Below are 17,015 nucleotides of genomic sequence, written 5' to 3'. Positions count from 1 at the left end.
ACTGCCTTCGAGCCGCGCGGCGACGAAACGACCCTCGCCCGCATCGACGCACTTCTGGAAAGCAACGCGGTCTACGCCCCATACGTGCGGACCGACGGGTCTTTCCTCGAGAGCCGGACCGCCGGGAGAGCCTCATGAAGGAGCAGTTGATCGACTACATCTGGTAGTGGGAGGCCGAGCATGGCGAGGTGCCCAAGGTCGTTCCCAAAGACGCCCACACCACTAAACACACCTCGGACGGGTTCTATATTCCACTCGGGGGCTTCATGGCCGAGTGGGGCCGTGCGCGCGACGAAGACACCTTCCACGTGATGGCCGACTGCAACGGCGGGCAGGTCCGGAAGACCTGACAGGACGGGGCGGGGCGTGCACCACCTGGCTGGGCGGTGAGGACGGCCCCTTCCAAAAGCACCTGCGTGACGATGCGATCACGGTCATCGACCTGCGGGCCCTTTGCCCCCCGATACTTCGACTGAGACTTCCTCCCCGACAAGCTCCGCAAGGCCCTCGTGTCGATCGACGCCTACATTGCGATTCCGGACGTGCAGCACTCCAGGCCCCTGAATCCAGTTCCCCGGGGACAGTAGCTCCCGTTTGCGGGGGGACGTCCTACTCCGCGGGCGGCAACGTGCGTCGCAGCACCCGCACGACATTCTTCCCCATGATCTGCTCGGTCTCCTGGGGGGTAAACCCTTCGTCGAGAAGGGCCTCCGTGAGAAGCGGCAGGCCGGTGGCGTCGAACGGCACCGAGACCGTCCCGTCGAAGTCGGTGCCGAGTGCCACATGCTCCACCCCCACACGGTCAGCGACGTACCGCATCGCCGCGGCCGTGGCGGCGGGGCCGGTGCCGCACACCGCCGTCTCCCAGAGCCCCACGCCAATGACGCCGCCCCGGACGGCGACGGCCTCGATGTGCCGGTCGCTCAGGTTGCGCGGGCTGTCGCAGGTGGCCCGCACACCGGTGTGGCTCACGACGACGGGCCCGCTGGTCCGCGCCAGCACATCGTCGATGAGCGCCTCGGACGCGTGGGCGAGGTCAATTGTGACATCGCGGGCCGCGAGCCGATCGACCACCGCGGCGCCGAAGTCCGTCAGACCGCCGTGCCTTAGCCCCGTCGACGATCCGCCGAGGGCGTTGTCATGCAGATGGGTGAGGCTCATCATGCGGTAGCCGTCGTCGGCGAGCGTATCGACGTGCGCTGTCTCTCCCTCCAGCGCGTGCAGGCCCTCGACGGCGAGCAGGGTCCCCATCGCAGCCCGATTTTCGTCGCGCCGCGCGAGCAGAGTATCCAGGTCGGCCCGACTTCGGAGGAGCATCAGGCCCTCATCGCGGGCCGCGGCGCGACGGAGCTTCTCGGCCTGGTATCGGGCCCGTTCCAGGCGGCTCGTCCAGGTGCGGACGGGCCAGCGCTGGGCGGCAGCAAGAAACGGAATTTGGTCGAGGGCATCAGCGCTCGTTCCCTCGTAGCTGCGTCCCCGCGGCACCTGCGTGACGGCGGCCAACACCTGTAGGCCCATCCCACCCTCCCGCAGCCGCGGCACGTCGGTGTGGCCGCGGTCGTGGCGCTCCAGCGGATCGCGGCCCCACAGCAACAGGTCGTTGTGGAGATCCGCGACCATCAGGGTGTCGTGCAGGGCCTTTGCCCGCCCCGAAGGGGCATAGGGCGGCTCGGCCTGAACGGTGTTATACCGGGCGTCGGCAATGGGAGCGGCCCCCACGAAGTAGCCGAGGAGGACAAGGACGAGAAGCCCAGCGAGAATGTAGAGGCTGAGGCGGAGCACAGGCCCGAAGCGAATTGCAGAGAGTCGCAAGGCCGGTTGAGGCCTCTACCTGTGCTTCCTCGTAACGTTCATCCGGGGGCGGAACATCCCGTGCCGCATCGCACAGTTCTTACAGCAACCCCCCGCCCCCGAGCGGATAGAAAAGCCCGAGGAGAATCCCGTAGAGGATGTGCCCCACGATCGTCAGCACCGGGGTGCTGCGGCCGTAGTTCAGCGCCAGAAAGCCGGGCGGCTCCAGTTGCCGTGTGGGCGTGGGCCCCTGGTGGGTGCTCGCCATGCGCGGATGGAGATCCGGCAGTGCGGGCATCAGCACGGCGAGCAGGAACAGTCCGTGGAAGACGCCGAGCAACCCTCCAAGCCACCACGTGGCCCACTGCCAACTCTCAAAGACCAACGCGTAGAGGAGCGCGAAGCTCATTCCGAACGCGAGGTGCACCAGGAAGCCAACTCCCATTGCCCGGCCCCGATGAGACGTGAACATACTCCCAATCATGTACGGAAAGCTGATCCGGGACCACCCCAGACCCTGGCTCCCCGACATCAGCAGCGTGAGCATGCCCGTGGCGAAGAGACCCCACAGCAGGGCCGAGCCAAAATTGAGGGCCAGTAGTGACGTCATTGTGGGTCGGGATGTTCGTACAGGGCAGTGGGGGCCTCCTCCTCGGCCTTCGTGAGGGTGATGGCGGCGTTGATGAGCCCGACGTGCGTAAACGCCTGTGGAAAATTCCCCAGGAACGTCCCGGTCTCCGGATCGATCTCTTCGGCGAAGAGCCCAAGGTCGTTCGCGTACCCGATCGTCTCGCCGAGCTTCGCACGCGCCTCGTCGAGCCGCCCCAGCCGGGCAAACATCTCTTCGTCCCAGAAGCTGCAGAGGCCGAAGGCCCCTTCCTCGGACGTAAATCCATCGTCGGTGTCGGGCGGGTACCGGTGGAGGAGCCCGTTCTGGGCCAGCTCCTCATGGATGCGGGCAAAGGTGGATTTCATGCGCGGGCTCGTCGCCTCCTCGTACCCGTAGGTGGGAAGCAGAAGCAGGCTTGCGTCCAGCCGATCCCCGCCAAACGTGGCAACGTAGCTCTCCCTCTCCTCGTTGTAGCCCTGTTCCTCCACCGCGGCGCGAATGTTGGCGGCCTCCGTCCGGTAGCGGTCGACCGGAACGGTGACGTACCCCTCCTCGTGCAGCGCCAGAAGGCGCTCCAGGGCGACCCAGCACATTGCTTTCGAAAACGTATGGTGGTGGCGCCCGGAACGCACCTCCCAAATGCCCTCGTCCGGCTCCGTCCAACGCTCGCACACCTCGTTGCCCAGGCTGACGAGGAGGCGCCGGTGCCAGGCGTCCAGCTCGTGCTCCCGCTGCACGAACTCGTAGGCCGCGCTGATGAGCTCCCCGTACGTGTCGAGCTGGAGCTGATCGTGCGCGCCATTGCCCACCCGCACCGGCGGCGACTGCCGATAGCCCTCCAGGTGTGACAGCGTCTGCTCCGTTAAGCTGGTGTTGCCGTACACGTCGTACATGACCTGCAACTTCGGCGCGGTCGGTCGGGTGGTATGCAGGAGCCACGAGAAAAAGGCCCGCCCCTCATCTTCATAGCCCAGTTCGTAGAGGGCCCGCAGCGTCAGGGCCGCATCGCGGAGCCAGCAGTAGCGGTAGTCCCAGTTCCGCTCGCCCCCAATCGCTTCGGGGAGGGAGGTGGTGGGGGCCGCCACGATGGCGCCCGACGGGGCGAAGGTCATGAGCTTGAGGGTGAGGGCGCTCCGCACCACGGCGTCGCGGTAGGGCCCGTCGTACTCGCACCGCCCCGCCCAGTCACGCCAGTAGTTGATCGTCCGGGCCAGCTTTCGCTCGGCGTGGTCTCCCAGAAGCGGCAGCGTGGCGGGGGCATCCTCGTCGTACGCGAGGGACAGGAACCGGCGGTCGCCCGCCTGAAGGGTCTGTTCGCCCCGAAGGACGTGCCGGTCGGTCGACCGGCGGAGGGGCACCTCGCTCCGCACGACGAGCACGGCCCCGTCGTGGTTGCAGAAAAACCCGTGGTCGCCCCGGTCGTCAAAGACAGGGTCGGCCTGCGCGTAGTCGAGGCGCGGCTCGCAGACAACACGGGCCGTCACCGTTCCCTCCACACACTCCACCCGGCGAAGAATCTCGCGGGTCGGCCACAGCTCGCGCCGGTACGCCTCGGGAGGCCCCACCGGCATCAGGTCCGTCAGGCGAAGCACGCCCGTCTCCGTCGTGAAGGTCGTTTCCAGTACGTTCGTATCGCCCATGTACCGCCGTTCCACCGAAAACTCCTTCTTCGGCCGCACCTGAAATCGCCCCCCACGCTCCGCGTGCAGCAGGGCGGCGAAGACGGACGGGCTGTCGAACCGCGGCCAGCAGAGCCAGTCGATTGCGCCATCCGCGCCCACAAGGGCGGCACTCGCACAGTCGCCAATGACGGCGTAGCTTTCAATGGGGGCGTAGCGGTCGTCTGTACGGCGCATTCAGAAAATGGTGACCTACACGTGGGGCAATTCGTCCAGAGGGTTCTAGGGACGGAGGCGATTCACAAAGATCCGCGTATGTCCTGCGCACAAGATCCGTACCACCGAGTCGGAATCAGGAGGTGGGCTGAGAGGGACGTCTGTTCCTTGCGGGCCGGACAAAGCGGACACCGAATTTCCAGTGTAGCGGGCGATCCGCGGAATGCCCAAAGCGGCGTGCCCGTGTGCTGCCGGGACCGTTGGATGTTGCAGGAGAGTTTCGTCTTCAATCGTTCCGTGCTCCCACGTGTAGGGATCGCCGAGGACAAAGGCGGCGGGCGCAACCGGAGGTCAGGCTTATTCTGTACGGATTACAGCACCGGTTCTGTACGGATTACAGCACCGGCTCCGTTTCCAGTTGTGGCACCCGCAGGGCGTCGTCGAGCAGGTTATGTTGCGCGCGGATCCCTCCAGAGCATACCCGGCGTTGTCGCGCGCTCATGGGCGGTACGGAGCGTCTAACGCTGCACCGCGGCGCGGCGGACCGTCAACTGACCGTCATCGAGGCTGGCGAGGGGCGGGTTCACCCGGACGTACTGGGCTTCTCCACTGGGGATGGAATCGATACGCTTTCCCGCACAGAGCACGGCCATGGGGCCTCGTTCTCAGGCTCCGGCGACGCGGCACCAGTCAGATGGGCGGTTGCCGCTTCTCTCGACGAGCTACGAGGCCGGCCGTGCCGACGCCTCAATCGGGACGATCCGGTCATCACTGTCCTGCACAAAGAGCGGCGGCACATCCACCTTCCGCAGGCCATCCTGGAAATCGGCAGTGCCGAAGTGGCTTCACAGGCCCCGTCCAGCATGTCCTCAACACCATGCTCACTCTTCCAGCCCCACCCGTCGGAAGATGCGGTCCACGTTGCGGACGTGGTAGGTCGGGTCGAACGCCTCCTCAATCTCGTCCTCGGACAGCACCTCCGTGATGTCGTCGGACGCCGCCACGACCTCCTGGAACGGGCGCTCCTCCTCCCACGCGGTCATGGCGAGGGGCTGGACCCGGTCGTACGCCTCCTCCCGGCTGAGCCCTGTGTCGATTAGCTTCAGCATGAGGCGCTGGCTGTTGTAGAGGCCGTAGGTCTCCTCCATGTTCTCGCGCATGGTCTCCTCGTAGACCACCAGGTCGTCGATGATGCCGCGGAAGCGGCGGAGGGCGTAGTGCAGCAGCGTCGTCGCGTCCGGCAGCACGATGCGCTCGACCGAGGAGTGGCTGATGTCGCGCTCGTGCCAGAGCGCCACGTTGTCGAACTCGCTGTTCATGTAGCCGCGCAGGAGCCGCGCGCAGCCGGTGATGTTTTCGGAGCCGACCGGGTTGCGCTTGTGGGGCATGGCGGAGGAGCCCTTCTGGCCGGCACTGAACGCCTCTTCCGCCTCCCGCACCTCGCTGCGCTGGAGGTGCCGCACCTCCACGGCCATCTTTTCGAGCGTGGCCCCGATGCCCGCGATCACGCTCAGGTAGTTCGCGTGGCGGTCGCGCGAGAGAACCTGCGTGGAGATGGGCGCCGGCTTGAGGCCAAGGCGCTCGCACGTGAAGCGCTCCACCTCGGGCGGGATGTGGGCGAACGTGCCCACGGCCCCAGAGAGCTTGCCCATCCGCATCTCTTCGGCGGCCCGCTCGAAGCGCTCCTTCTGGCGGGTCATCTCGTCGTAGTAGCGGGCCATCTTGAGGCCGAACGTCGTGGGCTCGGCGTGCACCCCGTGCGTGCGCCCCATCGTGAGGGTGTGCTTGTGCTCCCGCGCCTTGTCCGCCAGCGTCTCGATCATCCCGTCGAGCTGGGTGCGGATGAGGCTGTTTGCCTTCTTGATCCGCACCATGTAGGCGGTGTCCACCACGTCGGTCGAGGTGAGGCCGTAGTGGATCCACTTCTTCTCCTCCCCCAGCGTCTCGCTCACCGCCCGCGTGAACGCCACCACGTCGTGCTTCGTCTCCTTCTCAATCTCGTGGATGCGATCGACGTCGAAGTCGGCCTCGTCGTACAGGGTCTCCACGTCCTCGGGCGGAATCGCGCCGATCTCGCTCCACGCGGCACAGGCGGCCAGCTCCACGTCGAGCCAGGACTGAAACTTCTGCTCTTCGCTCCAGAGGTCGCCCATCGGCGGGCGGGTATAGCGGTCAATCATTCGGGGCTGGGAAAGACTCGGTACAGGATGGGTGTGAGGTTGCTTCTGCGTGCAAGGTAACGGTCCGGAGGCGGAGAATGCCAGGACGATAGGGCACGCCACTGCGCGGAGGCGAAAAATTGGCGGGCCTTCAAAATTACCGCGCCGCGGGTTGGCCGGCGAGCCGGGGGTTCTTCGGGCTGCGAGGAATTGAAGACTGGGCCCCAGCACGAATTTGAGCGCCACTTCAAACCCCACGAGCACCGTGGGCGTGGCACGCTGGTCTTTTTGAAGTGGCAACATCCGGGCCTGACGCATACGACGGGGCACATGTCCTCCATTTCCGAAGAGGACACTCGAAGGACCACTCCCACGCCGAACGACATTCCTGCGTCTGGCGGGTCCCTCTACGCCCCGTAGAAACGGCCGATGCCCCGCTCGGGACACCGGCCGCTTCGGCGTTTGCTATGGGCTCCAGATGTCTTTTCGTTGGAACCGTTAGAACGTCTCCAGGTAGCGGTCGAGCTCCCACTGCGAGACCGACGCGAGGAATTCGGTGTACTCCTGCGTCTTGGCCTGGGTGAACTTCTCGCTCACGTGCGGCCCCAGGGCGTCGAGGACCACGTCATCCGCCTGCAAGGCCGTTACCGCCTGGCCGAGCGTGCTCGGGAGCGTCTCGATGCCGCGCTCCTTGCGGTCCGCCTCGGTAAACTCGTAGATGTTTTCGCGGACTGGATCGGGCGCGGAGAGCCCCTTCTCGATGCCGTCGAGCCCGGCGTGCAGCATCGTCGCAAGCGCGAGGTACGGGTTGCTGGACGGGTCCGGCGAGCGGAGCTCAATCCGCGAGGCCGCCGGGATGCGGGCCGCCGGCTTCCGCACGAGGGCCGAGCGGTTGACGTCGCTCCAGGCCACGTAGATCGGCGCCTCGTACCCGGGCACGAGCCGCTTGTACGAGTTGACGGTCGGGTTGCAGATAGCCGTCAGGGCCGGTGCGTGCTCGAGGATGCCGCCGAGGAAATCGTACGCGGTGTCGCTCAGGTCGAATTCATCGTCGCCGTCGTGGAAGGCATTCTCCCCGTCCTCGAACAGCGAGAGGTGCGTGTGCATGCCCGAGCCGTTGATGCCGGCGATCGGTTTCGGCATGAACGTGGCGTGTACGTCGTGCAGCTCCGCAATTGCCCGCACGACCGACCGGAAGGTGGCGATGTTGTCCGCCGTGGTCAGCGCGTCGTCGTACTTGAAGTCGATCTCGTGCTGGCCCTGGGCCACCTCGTGGTGGCTCGCCTCCACCTCAAAGCCCATCGCCTCGAGCGTGTAGATCACCTCTGCTCGGATCTCCTGCGCGAGGTCCTTCGGCGCGAGGTCGAAGTAGCCGCCTGCGTCGTGGGTCTCGGTCGTGGCCCGTCCATTCTCGTCTTTCTCGAAGACGAAGAATTCGGGCTCGGGCCCCGCGTTCAGATCGAAGCCCATGTCGGCGGCCCGGTCGATGGCGCGCTGTAGCACGTAGCGCGGGTCCCCCACGAAGGGCTCGCCGGTGGAGGTGTCGATGATGTTGCAGATGAGACGGGCCGAGACGGTATCGTCCCCGCGCTGGCTGCGCCAGGGGAGGATGGCGAAGGTGTCCGGGTCCGGGTCCAGGCGCATGTCAGACTCCTGGATGCGGACGAAGCCCTCAATGGAGGAGCCGTCAAAGTAAATGCCCTCTTCGAAGGCCTTCTCGGCCTGGTGGGCCGGTACGGAGACGTTTTTGACCGTCCCCAGAATGTCGATGAACTGAAGGCGCAGGAAGTCCACGCCTTTGGCCTCAATTTGCTCAAGGACGTCGGTTTTAGTCGGCATTGATGATCGGGAGGATTGATTTGGGGAAACGAGGAATGGGGGAGACCCGAACCGCACCAGTCGGGCCCCGAAGAAATCCGCCGTCCAGGGGCCTACTCGCCGGACGACGCGTCGTAGTCGTACAGCTCCATCGGCTCGGTGCGCACGGTGCGCTCTTCCTCGAAGGTGCTCAGCACGATGCTCGTGGTGGTCCTGCTGACGCCGGCAATGGCCTGGATGTCGGAGAGGAACCCTTCCAGGGCAGTTGTGTCCGTCGTGCGTACCTTCATCAGGTGCGAGCCGTCGCCCGTGATGGAGTGCAGCTCCAACACCGGGTCCATGTCCTTCACCTGATCGACGAAATCGGGGTAGTGCTCCGATCCGTCGACGGACACGCGAATGAACGCCGTGATGTCGAGTCGTAGTCGCTTGGCATCGACGACGGCCCGGTACCCCTCGATGACGTCTCGCTCTTCGAGCTTCCGCATGCGCTCGCTGACGGCCGAGATGGAGAGGTCCACCTCCTCGGCCACGTCGCTGCGCTGCATGCGTCCATCGCGCTGGAGCAACTCCAGAATCTTCGCGTCGATTTCGTCGATGCGGTGCGGCATGGCCTCGCTGCTTCTATCTCTTTTTGTTACGACCCTACCTTACGCTACTTTCTTTGGTTTGTCAAGCATCTCGGACAAATAATTTTACAGAACCCGTAAAAATTTTCGCTGGAAGCGCTTCGCCCATCCCCGAGAACGGCGGCAGTCGGGTGAAAGCGGTTCCGAACGGACAGGCGCACGGCCCGTAGAGTATCTTCGTCGTCGCAACGTCTTCTCGTTGCAGGGTTTTCCAACCTGTCTCGAATAGCGTTTCTGGAAAGGGCCACACTGAACCCGCGGTTCGGGGGCAAGTACGACACGTCTCGCATGGGGGCTCACTCAATTCTCACCGCACACGTCCGAGTACATGCGCATCCTGGTCACTGGCGCCAACGGCCAGATCGGTAGTGAACTCGTCGAGGCACTGCGCGGGCGTCATGGGCCCGGGCAGGTGGTGGGCCTGGACTTGAACCCGCCCTCGACGGCCAATGGCCGGTCCGCCGCCGCGCCCTTTGAAGTGATGGACGTGCGCGACCGTGAGGCCCTGGCCGATGTCCTCGACCGCTACGAGATTGGCACGATCTACCACCTGGCGAGCCTGCTCTCCGCCACTGGCGAGCAGGACCCCGACCGCGCCTGGGACGTCAACATGAACGGGCTCAAAAACGTCCTGGACCTTGCCCGCCGCCGCCCCGTCGATACGGTGTTCTGGCCTAGCTCGATCGCCGTGTTTGGCCCCACTACCCCGCGGAAAGGTACGCCCCAGAACACGGTGCTCGACCCCACCACCATGTACGGGGTCACCAAGCGGAGCGGAGAGCTGCTGTGCCGCTACTACCACCAGCGCTACGACCTCGACGTGCGGAGTCTCCGCTACCCGGGCCTCCTCAGCTACAAGACGGCCCCCGGCGGGGGCACCACCGACTACGCCGTCGACATGCTGACCCAGGCCGCGGCGGGCGAGGACTACAGCTGTTTTCTGGCGCCCGACACGCGGCTGCCCATGATGTACATGCCGGACGCCATCCAGGGAACCCTCGCCCTGATGGAGGCCGACGCGGACGCCCTGTCGGTGCGGGACAGCTACAACGCAGGCGCCCTTAGCTTCTCTCCGGCGGAACTGGCCGCGGCGATCCGGGCACGCGTGCCGACGTTCAGCTGCAGCTACGAGCCGGACGAGCGGCAGCGCATCGCCGCGAACTGGCCGTCCTCGGTCGACGACGAGGCGGCCCGAACCGACTGGGGCTGGGCCCCGGAGTACGACCTGGAGGCGACGACCGACGACATGCTCTCTCACCTGCGGGCGGAGACGAGGGAGAGTGGAAGCGTGGACGCATGAGGGAAAAGGCGCATGCGGGAAGGCATCGGTCCTTGACGGATCGCATGCAATCTCCACCCCCATAGCATCCACGCCTGCACCACCTCGGCGGCCCCACGACTGCTCACCTAGATTTCAACCCAACCCTCCCACACCGCCATGCCTATGACCGACGACGTTGCGGCCGACTTTCGGCAGACGCTGCAAGAGATCAAGAACGCCGGCACCTACAACGAAGAACGCGTCATCACCTCCCAGCAGGACGCCGACATTGAAGTTGAGGGCGGTCAGCACGTCATCAACTTCTGCGCGAACAACTACCTCGGCCTCGCCAATCACCCGGAGATCATGGACGCCGCCAAGCGGGGCGTCGACCGGTACGGCTTTGGCGTGGCCAGCGTCCGCTTCATCTGTGGCACCCAGTCGGTGCACAAGGACCTGGAGCATGCCCTGTCCGACTTCCACGACACAGGCGATACGATCCTGTACAACTCGTGCTTCGACGCCAACACGGGCCTCTTCGAAACCATCCTCGGCGAGGACGACGCCATCATCAGTGACGCCCTCAATCACGCCTCTATCATCGACGGCATCCGGCTCTGCAAGGCCGACCTGCATGTCTTTGACCACAGCGACATGGACGACCTGGAGGCAAAGCTACAGGCGGCCCAGGACGCGGAGACCCGCATGATTGCCACCGACGGCGTGTTCTCGATGGACGGGGACGTGGCCAAGCTCGACGAGATGTGCCGCCTGGCCGACGAGTACGACGCGCTCGTGATGGTCGACGAGTGCCACGCCACGGGGTTCATGGGGGAGGAGGGCCGCGGCGCCAGCGAGGCGAAGGGCGTGCTCGATGAGGTGGACATCATCACCTCTACGCTCGGCAAGGCGCTCGGCGGCGCCACTGGCGGCTTCACCACGGGCCGGAAGGAGATTATCGACCTGCTGCGGCAGGAGTCCCGCCCCTACCTCTTCTCGAACGCCATCGCGCCGATGATCGCCAACGCCAGCCTCAAGGTGCTGGAGATGCTGCAGGAGAGCGGCGGGCGGCGGGAGCAAATCTGGGAGAACGCCCGCTACTTCCGGTCCGAAATGGAAGACCGTGGCTTCGAGATCAAGCCGGGCGAGCACCCGATCGTGCCCATCATGTTCTACGACGCGAAGACGAGCGGCGCCATCGCCGACGAGCTGCTCGACCGCGGCATCTACGTCATCAGCTTCAGCTACCCGGTCGTGCCGGAGGGCGAGGCGCGCATCCGCGTGCAGATGTCCGCTGCGCACTCGAAGGAGCAGCTCGACCGCGCCATCGACGCATTTACGGAGGTGGGGCGCAAGCACGACGTCATCTAACGCAGTGTACGGCCAAGACGGCAAGGGGGAGGGGCGGCCCCCCGTCCCCCTTCTTCTTTTTGATCCATCCCCTGTCTTCTCTCCTCAACCTGCATACCGAGTTCATGACTGACGCATCTCCCCTTCGGTGGAGCATTGCCGCTGTTCTCCTCCTTCTGCTCGGCGGGACGGCTCCCCTGGCCCACGCTCAGAACATGGAGTCGTCCCCGCTCAAGCGCAGCCTTCCGCCCGACACGGCGATTACAGCGACCGATCGCGTGACGGTCAAGGGCGAGGAGGTGCCCTACGAGGTTACGACCGGCACGCAGCCGGTGTACGGGGACGACGACACGGCCGTCGCCTCGCTCCACTACACCTACTACCGCCGCTCGGACGTCGACGACCGGGCGGAGCGCCCACTCATGGTCTCCTTTAACGGCGGTCCCGGCTCCGGCTCCCTCTGGATGCACCTCGGCTACACCAGTCCCAAGCACCTGCTCATCAGCGACGAGGGCTACCCCGTGCAGCCCTACGGGGTCGAAGACAACAACCAGTCCATCATCGACGTGGCGGACATCGTATACGTCAACCCCGTCAACACCGGCTTCTCCCGCGTGATCGACGACGACACGGACGCGGAGCAGTTCTTCGGGGTAAACGCCGACGTGGACTACCTGGCCGACTGGATCGACACGTTCATCTCGCGGCACGGCCGGTGGCGCTCCCCAAAGTATCTGATCGGGGAGAGCTACGGCACCACCCGCGTCGCGGGCCTGGCCGGCGAGCTCCAGAACAGCCACTGGACGTACCTGAACGGCGTGATCCTCGTCTCCCCCACCGGCCTCGGGATGGAGCCGGCCGGCCCCTCCCCGCGCTCCGAGGCGCTCAAGCTGCCCTACTACACGGCGACGGCCTGGTACCACGAGCAGCTGCCCGATGCCCTTCAGGACCGGGACCTCCAGGACCTGCTGTCCGAGGTGGAGAACTACACCGTTGAGGAGTACATTCCGGCCCTCACGCGAGGGGGCTTCATCGACGACGACCGGCGGCAGACCGTGGCCCAACAGGTGGCCCGCTACTCGGGGGTCTCCGAGCAGTTTGTGCTCAACCACAACCTCGCCGCGCCCGCGGATGCCTTCTGGAAAGAACTTCTCCAGGAGGAGGGCCACACAGTGGGCCGCCTCGACTCCCGCTACGAAGGGGTGGACGTGACCAATGCCGGAAGCGAATACGACTATCCGGCGGAGCTCACGTCCTGGAACCACGCCTTTACCCCGGCCATCAACCACTACCTCCGCGACGAGCTGGGCTTCACGACGGACCTGCAGTACAACACGTTCGGCAGCGTCTACCCGTGGGACGACGAGAACAACGAGACCGGCGCACATCTCCGGGAGGCGATGGCACAGAACCCCTACCTCCATGTGATGGTCCAGTCCGGCTACTACGACGGGGCCACGGACTACTTCTCGGCCAAGTACGTGATGTGGAACCTCGGGACGCGGGAGACGATGCGTGACCGGCTCCGCTTCGAAGGCTACCGGAGCGGCCACATGATGTACCTGCGCTCGGAGGATCTTGCGACCTCTAACGAGGACATCCGCACGTTCATCGAGGAGTCGATCCCGGACGAGGGCACGCCTGCCAAGTACGGCCGGGACCAGTAGGGGGGACGGAGAGCAGGCGGGCAGGCGGTCGCGTGCTGGACACGCCCCGCCCTTCCCCCCTACATCGTCGCCACGACCTCCAGCATGTCGAGCGCCGTGATGACACCACGGACCTCTCCGTCGGTCGTCACGAACACCCGGTGGATCCCCCCACGATGCATCACTTGTGCCACCTGCTGGACCGAAGTGTGCTCGTTCACATCGTAGACCTGCGGGGTCATGACGTGCTCAGCGGTTGTCTCTCCTCCCTCGCTAATCTGAAGATCCTCCAGGTCCTCCTCGGCGTAGTCGGTTTCAAGCTCTGATCGGTAAAACGAGGCGGGGCGGTCGGAAGCCGGCTCGCCCGCCGTGCCATTGTGCCGCGCGATGTCCGTCAAGGAGATTACGCCCACGAGTTGGTCATCCTTTACGACGGGTGCACCGGAAATGCTGTGGTCGGTCAGGAACTGGGCAACCCGGTCAATCGGCCAGTCGGCGTCGACGGTCTGCACGTCCGCCGTCATCAAGTCCTTGGCGCTTTTCAACTTCATGAGGGGCGAAAGGACGGTTGTGGGAAAGGGATCGAGATGTGAATCGCAGTACCTCTATTGGTCACCCGAATCCGTGTTGCATGGGTCGCGTGGATCGGCGGCGAATTCTCGCGGCCACCACGCATCTCTCCGTCCGGGAAACGGAACCCGATGGGTCTCCACTTCGTGGGCACAGCTACGTCGGTCGGGCCCGTAGCTCAGTTGGTTAGAGCCGCCGACTCATAATCGGCTGGTCGCAGGTTCGAGCCCTGCCGGGCCCACCTTTTTGTGCCCGGTCGGGCCACGACGCGTCCCCGGGCACGAGGTCCCTCCGGCACTCTTCCTGCATCAGTCCGGTTGCCCATGACTCGGTCTATCCAACAAGTCGAGTGGCAACGGGCGTCGGACGACGTCTACACCGACATTACCGACGCCATCGACGAGGGCGTGGTCTCGGCCACGCCCCATCCGGATGACGCCATCGACCGCCCGAAAGGCTACTCGGTTCGCCTGACCCTGCTCCCCGACAGCACTGTTCTTGCCGATGCCCTCCAGGACGCCCTTCTGGACATGGATCCGGCCCGAATGACGCTCCACCTTGAGGGGGTCGACGAACCCGTCTCGTCACTCCCCGTCAGCGTGAGCAAGGTGCCACACCTGGGGACTCAGAACACGGCGGAGCTCGGCGTTCCGTCGGAGGGGCATGACAAGCTCCACGAGCACTTTTAATCGCCGCCTGCACTCTTTGGGCCTGCGGCACGCGGGCCGGCCAGAGCTACTTCTTGTGTCTGCTCGCGCCGCCCTGCCTGTTTTCTCTAACCCCCTCTTCTGTTATGGAGCCTCCTGAGAGATCTTCGACCGGCGACGGGTCTGCGCGGCAGCCCTTCTCGTGTCCGGAGTGTGACCGAACCGTCGGGCACGCCAATGTTCTCACTGGGGACTTTACCTTCGACGACGTGACGCCCAAGACGACCCGCCCGGACGGCTCGCCGGAGTTTCAAAAGACGGGCATGGAGGGCGGCCCCCAAAAGGCCATCGAGTTGCGATGCGACTTCTGCGGCGAAGAGTTCATGCTTGGGGTCGAGACCGGCGACGCGGACTAACGCCTACCGTGGCGGCTCGTCTGGTCTCGACCGCCGGCCGGACGGGCCCTGGGTTTCCGACGGCAGCTCGGCACTGTAGAACCAGGAGAACCCCCCTGCGATCACGATAAATGCCAGGGCAAGCCCTCCCATCTCGCCGAGCGAGGTCTCCGGCGCCCCAATCTCGGGAAGAGCTACGAGCCCCCCTACGAAGACGACGAATGCGAAAATGAACATTCCGAAGTACTCGACGAGTACCTTCATTAAGCAGCGGCGGTCTCGGCCTGGTCAACGAGATCAGCTAAAATCCAGAGCGACGGGACCCATAGGCCCACAAAGATCGCGGCTTGATCGCTGCCGCTGAACCAGAGATAAAGGGAGAGGGCGAGCGCCACTACGCCAGCGGCAAAAATCCACCCTTTGCTGTTGGTCATGAACCGATTGGGATTCTGGGAGACGCAATGCGCGGGGAGCAGGCGGGAAAATCAGCCCACTGCTCTTGGGGAGTGTTCTCTTTTCCACATCTCGTTACGTCAGCCGGTGCACACAGGATCCGCCCCCCGAAGATTATTGCAGCGGTTCCACATTGTGCCGGTCCACAGCCGTTCTACTCGGACTCCCCCGCCGCAGCGTCCCGGTGGCGGAGGGCCAGCACGCTCCCAATCACTAAGTTGACGGCGGTGCCCAGGGCCGTGTACCAGGGCCAGCCAATCGTGCGCAGGTTCGCCGCCTCCACGCGGGCATCCGACGGGTTCAGCACGAAGAGCCACCCCTCCGCGGGACTGTGCCACACGCCGAAAATGACGAGCACCATCCCCCCAATCGAGACGACGAACGCCACCAGCGCGTCGGCCTGACGCGTGCCCCCGTGGCACAGGCCGAGCAGGAAGGCCCCAAGCAGGCCCCCGTAGGTGAACGAGGCAATCGAGAGCCCCAACTCCACGACGGGGTTGCTGCTGTCCTGAAAGAGGCTCGCGAAGCCAATGAAGACGCCCCCCCAAAACAGTGTGAGCAGCCGCGAGACGAGCAGCCCACGGTCCCCGCTCATGGAGTGGCCCGAGATGCGCTCGTAGAGGTCGTTGACCGACGACGAGGCCAGTGCGTTGAGCGACGAAGAGAGGGAGCTCATGGCCGCCGCCACGATGCCGGCCAGGATGAGGCCCGAGAGCCCGGCCGGCAGACCCTCGATGATGTACTTGGGAAAGACCTCGTCGCCCCGCTGAAGCCCGAGCGCCTCGACGGATGCACCGCCGTAGTGTGCCCACAGGAGCAGGCCCACCCCCAAAAACAGAGCAAACTGCACCATGACGATAAGTGCACTTCCCACGACCGCTTTCCGGCTGTCCGCCTCGTTGCGGCAAGCCAACAGGCGCTGCACGATGAGCTGGTCGGTGCCGTGGGAGGCCATCGAGAAGATGGCCCCGCCCACCACGGCCGTTCCCAGCGTGTAGGGCTGCGTCCACCAGCGCCCGAACGACTCGTCCAGGCCGAGGTCGATCAGATTGGTCTTGCCGGCCGCCCCCGCCTCGCCCCACCAGCCCGGGGGCACATCGCCCAGCAGGAAGCCGATGGCCGCGAGCGCCCCGCCCACGTACAGCAGCATCTGCACCACGTCCATCCACACGACCGCCCGAATGCCGCCCACCAGCGTGTAGACGGCCGTCACGACGCCGATGACCAGGATGATCTGGAAGTAGCTGACGTCCAGCCCCGACATGTTCGCAATCACCTTCAGTGGGATGGCCGTGGCGAAAAGACGCACGCCGTCCGCCAGCAGGCGCGTCCCGAGAAACGTCACCGACGCGGCGCCCTGCATCACGGAGCCGTAGCGGTCGCCGAGGAACGCGTAGGCCGTCTCCAGCTGGCCCGCGTAGTAGCGGGGCAGGACGTACACCCCAACCAGGATGCGCCCCACCAAGTACCCGAGCGTAATCTGTAGGAAGGTCAGCGTGCCCCCGTACGCCACGGCCGGCACGCCCACCACCGTAAGCGTGCTCGTCTCCGTGGCCACCACAGAAAAACACACCGCCCACCACGGCAGGTCCCGCCCCCCAAGAAAGTAATCTTCGGTGGACGTTTGTTGCCCGCCTGCCCAGACGCCAAAGGCCGCTACGCCGAGCAGATACACCGTCAGAACGACGAAGTCGAGCGTCGTAAGCATGGGCCAGGGCGGCAATTGGGGACGCAGGGGAAATAGACGCGGGGCTCTTCTCGCATCGAACAACGTCACGGCGAGAGCGCAGAAGCGCGAACACGGCCTCCCACGATCTCGACGCCGGCGCAACCGGCGGGCCATGTGATGAG

The 17,015-nt window shown here is 65.2% G+C and carries 17 protein-coding genes and 1 tRNA gene; 7 read left to right on the top strand and 11 right to left on the bottom strand.

Annotated features, from left to right (window positions below):
* Positions 1 to 188 precede the first annotated feature (188 nt).
* Positions 189 to 350, top strand: coding sequence for a hypothetical protein (locus OJB03_RS01645; protein WP_263784688.1), 162 nt, complete (start codon positions 189 to 191; stop codon positions 348 to 350).
* 259 nt (positions 351 to 609) lie between these two features.
* Here the strand turns inward: OJB03_RS01645 and OJB03_RS01640 are convergent, their stop codons facing one another.
* The 7 genes from OJB03_RS01640 to OJB03_RS01610 all read right to left on the bottom strand — a co-directional run bounded on the left by OJB03_RS01640 (position 610) and on the right by OJB03_RS01610 (position 8,824).
* Positions 610 to 1,812: a dipeptidase gene (locus OJB03_RS01640; RefSeq protein ID WP_263784687.1), complete on the bottom strand. Its 1,203-nt coding sequence runs from the start codon at positions 1,810 to 1,812 to the stop codon at positions 610 to 612.
* 79 nt (positions 1,813 to 1,891) lie between these two features.
* Entirely contained in the window at positions 1,892 to 2,401 is a 510-nt protein-coding gene (locus OJB03_RS01635) for a hypothetical protein (protein WP_263784686.1), read from the bottom strand.
* Complete coding sequence (locus OJB03_RS01630; RefSeq protein ID WP_263784684.1) at positions 2,398 to 4,257, bottom strand: glycoside hydrolase family 15 protein; 1,860 nt, start codon at positions 4,255 to 4,257, stop codon at positions 2,398 to 2,400. Before OJB03_RS01630 ends, OJB03_RS01635 begins: the two co-directional genes overlap by 4 nt.
* A 497-nt stretch (positions 4,258 to 4,754) precedes the next feature.
* Positions 4,755 to 4,889 (bottom strand): hypothetical protein, encoded by a 135-nt coding sequence (locus OJB03_RS01625; protein ID WP_263784682.1) that lies wholly within the window; start codon positions 4,887 to 4,889, stop codon positions 4,755 to 4,757.
* A 228-nt stretch (positions 4,890 to 5,117) separates the two neighbouring features.
* The gene (gene purB / locus OJB03_RS01620) at positions 5,118 to 6,416 is read right to left on the bottom strand and encodes an adenylosuccinate lyase (protein WP_263784680.1); all 1,299 of its coding nucleotides are present in this window, start codon (positions 6,414 to 6,416) and stop codon (positions 5,118 to 5,120) included.
* A 477-nt stretch (positions 6,417 to 6,893) separates the two neighbouring features.
* Positions 6,894 to 8,234, bottom strand: a complete 1,341-nt coding sequence (gene glnA, locus OJB03_RS01615; RefSeq protein WP_263784678.1) for a type I glutamate--ammonia ligase — start codon at positions 8,232 to 8,234, stop codon at positions 6,894 to 6,896.
* A 92-nt stretch (positions 8,235 to 8,326) separates the two neighbouring features.
* The gene (locus OJB03_RS01610; protein ID WP_263784676.1) at positions 8,327 to 8,824 is read right to left on the bottom strand and encodes an Lrp/AsnC family transcriptional regulator; all 498 of its coding nucleotides are present in this window, start codon (positions 8,822 to 8,824) and stop codon (positions 8,327 to 8,329) included.
* Between the two features lie 346 nt (positions 8,825 to 9,170).
* Here OJB03_RS01610 and OJB03_RS01605 point away from each other — a divergent pair, with 346 nt between their 5' ends.
* The 3 genes from OJB03_RS01605 (at position 9,171) to OJB03_RS01595 (ending at position 13,120) form a co-directional block, all read left to right on the top strand.
* Positions 9,171 to 10,142, top strand: a complete 972-nt coding sequence (locus OJB03_RS01605) for an NAD-dependent epimerase/dehydratase family protein (protein ID WP_263784674.1) — start codon at positions 9,171 to 9,173, stop codon at positions 10,140 to 10,142.
* 138 nt (positions 10,143 to 10,280) lie between these two features.
* Positions 10,281 to 11,474: a glycine C-acetyltransferase gene (locus OJB03_RS01600; RefSeq protein WP_263784672.1), complete on the top strand. Its 1,194-nt coding sequence runs from the start codon at positions 10,281 to 10,283 to the stop codon at positions 11,472 to 11,474.
* A 104-nt stretch (positions 11,475 to 11,578) separates the two neighbouring features.
* Positions 11,579 to 13,120 (top strand): S10 family peptidase, encoded by a 1,542-nt coding sequence (locus OJB03_RS01595; RefSeq protein ID WP_263784671.1) that lies wholly within the window; start codon positions 11,579 to 11,581, stop codon positions 13,118 to 13,120.
* Between the two features lie 59 nt (positions 13,121 to 13,179).
* Here OJB03_RS01595 and OJB03_RS01590 read toward each other — a convergent pair whose 3' ends face one another.
* Positions 13,180 to 13,650 (bottom strand): CBS domain-containing protein, encoded by a 471-nt coding sequence (locus OJB03_RS01590; RefSeq protein ID WP_263784669.1) that lies wholly within the window; start codon positions 13,648 to 13,650, stop codon positions 13,180 to 13,182.
* A gap of 186 nt (positions 13,651 to 13,836) precedes the next feature.
* Between OJB03_RS01590 and OJB03_RS01585 the strand changes: the two genes are divergently transcribed.
* From OJB03_RS01585 to OJB03_RS01575, 3 genes are all read left to right on the top strand, one after another.
* Positions 13,837 to 13,910, top strand: a tRNA-Ile gene (locus OJB03_RS01585).
* 82 nt (positions 13,911 to 13,992) lie between these two features.
* A complete protein-coding gene (locus tag OJB03_RS01580) occupies positions 13,993 to 14,358 on the top strand; it encodes a hypothetical protein (protein WP_263784666.1) in 366 nt (121 codons plus the stop codon).
* A 104-nt stretch (positions 14,359 to 14,462) separates the two neighbouring features.
* Positions 14,463 to 14,732, top strand: a complete 270-nt coding sequence (locus OJB03_RS01575; protein WP_263784665.1) for a hypothetical protein — start codon at positions 14,463 to 14,465, stop codon at positions 14,730 to 14,732.
* A 3-nt stretch (positions 14,733 to 14,735) separates the two neighbouring features.
* Here the strand turns inward: OJB03_RS01575 and OJB03_RS01570 are convergent, their stop codons facing one another.
* The 3 genes from OJB03_RS01570 to OJB03_RS01560 form a co-directional block, all read right to left on the bottom strand.
* A complete protein-coding gene (locus tag OJB03_RS01570) occupies positions 14,736 to 14,975 on the bottom strand; it encodes a hypothetical protein (protein ID WP_263784655.1) in 240 nt (79 codons plus the stop codon).
* Positions 14,975 to 15,145: a hypothetical protein gene (locus tag OJB03_RS01565; protein ID WP_162862933.1), complete on the bottom strand. Its 171-nt coding sequence runs from the start codon at positions 15,143 to 15,145 to the stop codon at positions 14,975 to 14,977. Before OJB03_RS01565 ends, OJB03_RS01570 begins: the two co-directional genes overlap by 1 nt.
* Before the next feature lie 173 nt (positions 15,146 to 15,318).
* Positions 15,319 to 16,872 (bottom strand): sodium:solute symporter, encoded by a 1,554-nt coding sequence (locus OJB03_RS01560; protein ID WP_263784652.1) that lies wholly within the window; start codon positions 16,870 to 16,872, stop codon positions 15,319 to 15,321.
* Positions 16,873 to 17,015: the final 143 nt, after the last annotated feature.

Source organism: Salinibacter grassmerensis, assembly GCF_947077765.1.
Taxonomy (GTDB): domain Bacteria; phylum Bacteroidota; class Rhodothermia; order Rhodothermales; family Salinibacteraceae; genus Salinibacter; species Salinibacter grassmerensis.
This window is presented reverse-complemented; position numbering and strand designations above follow the sequence as displayed.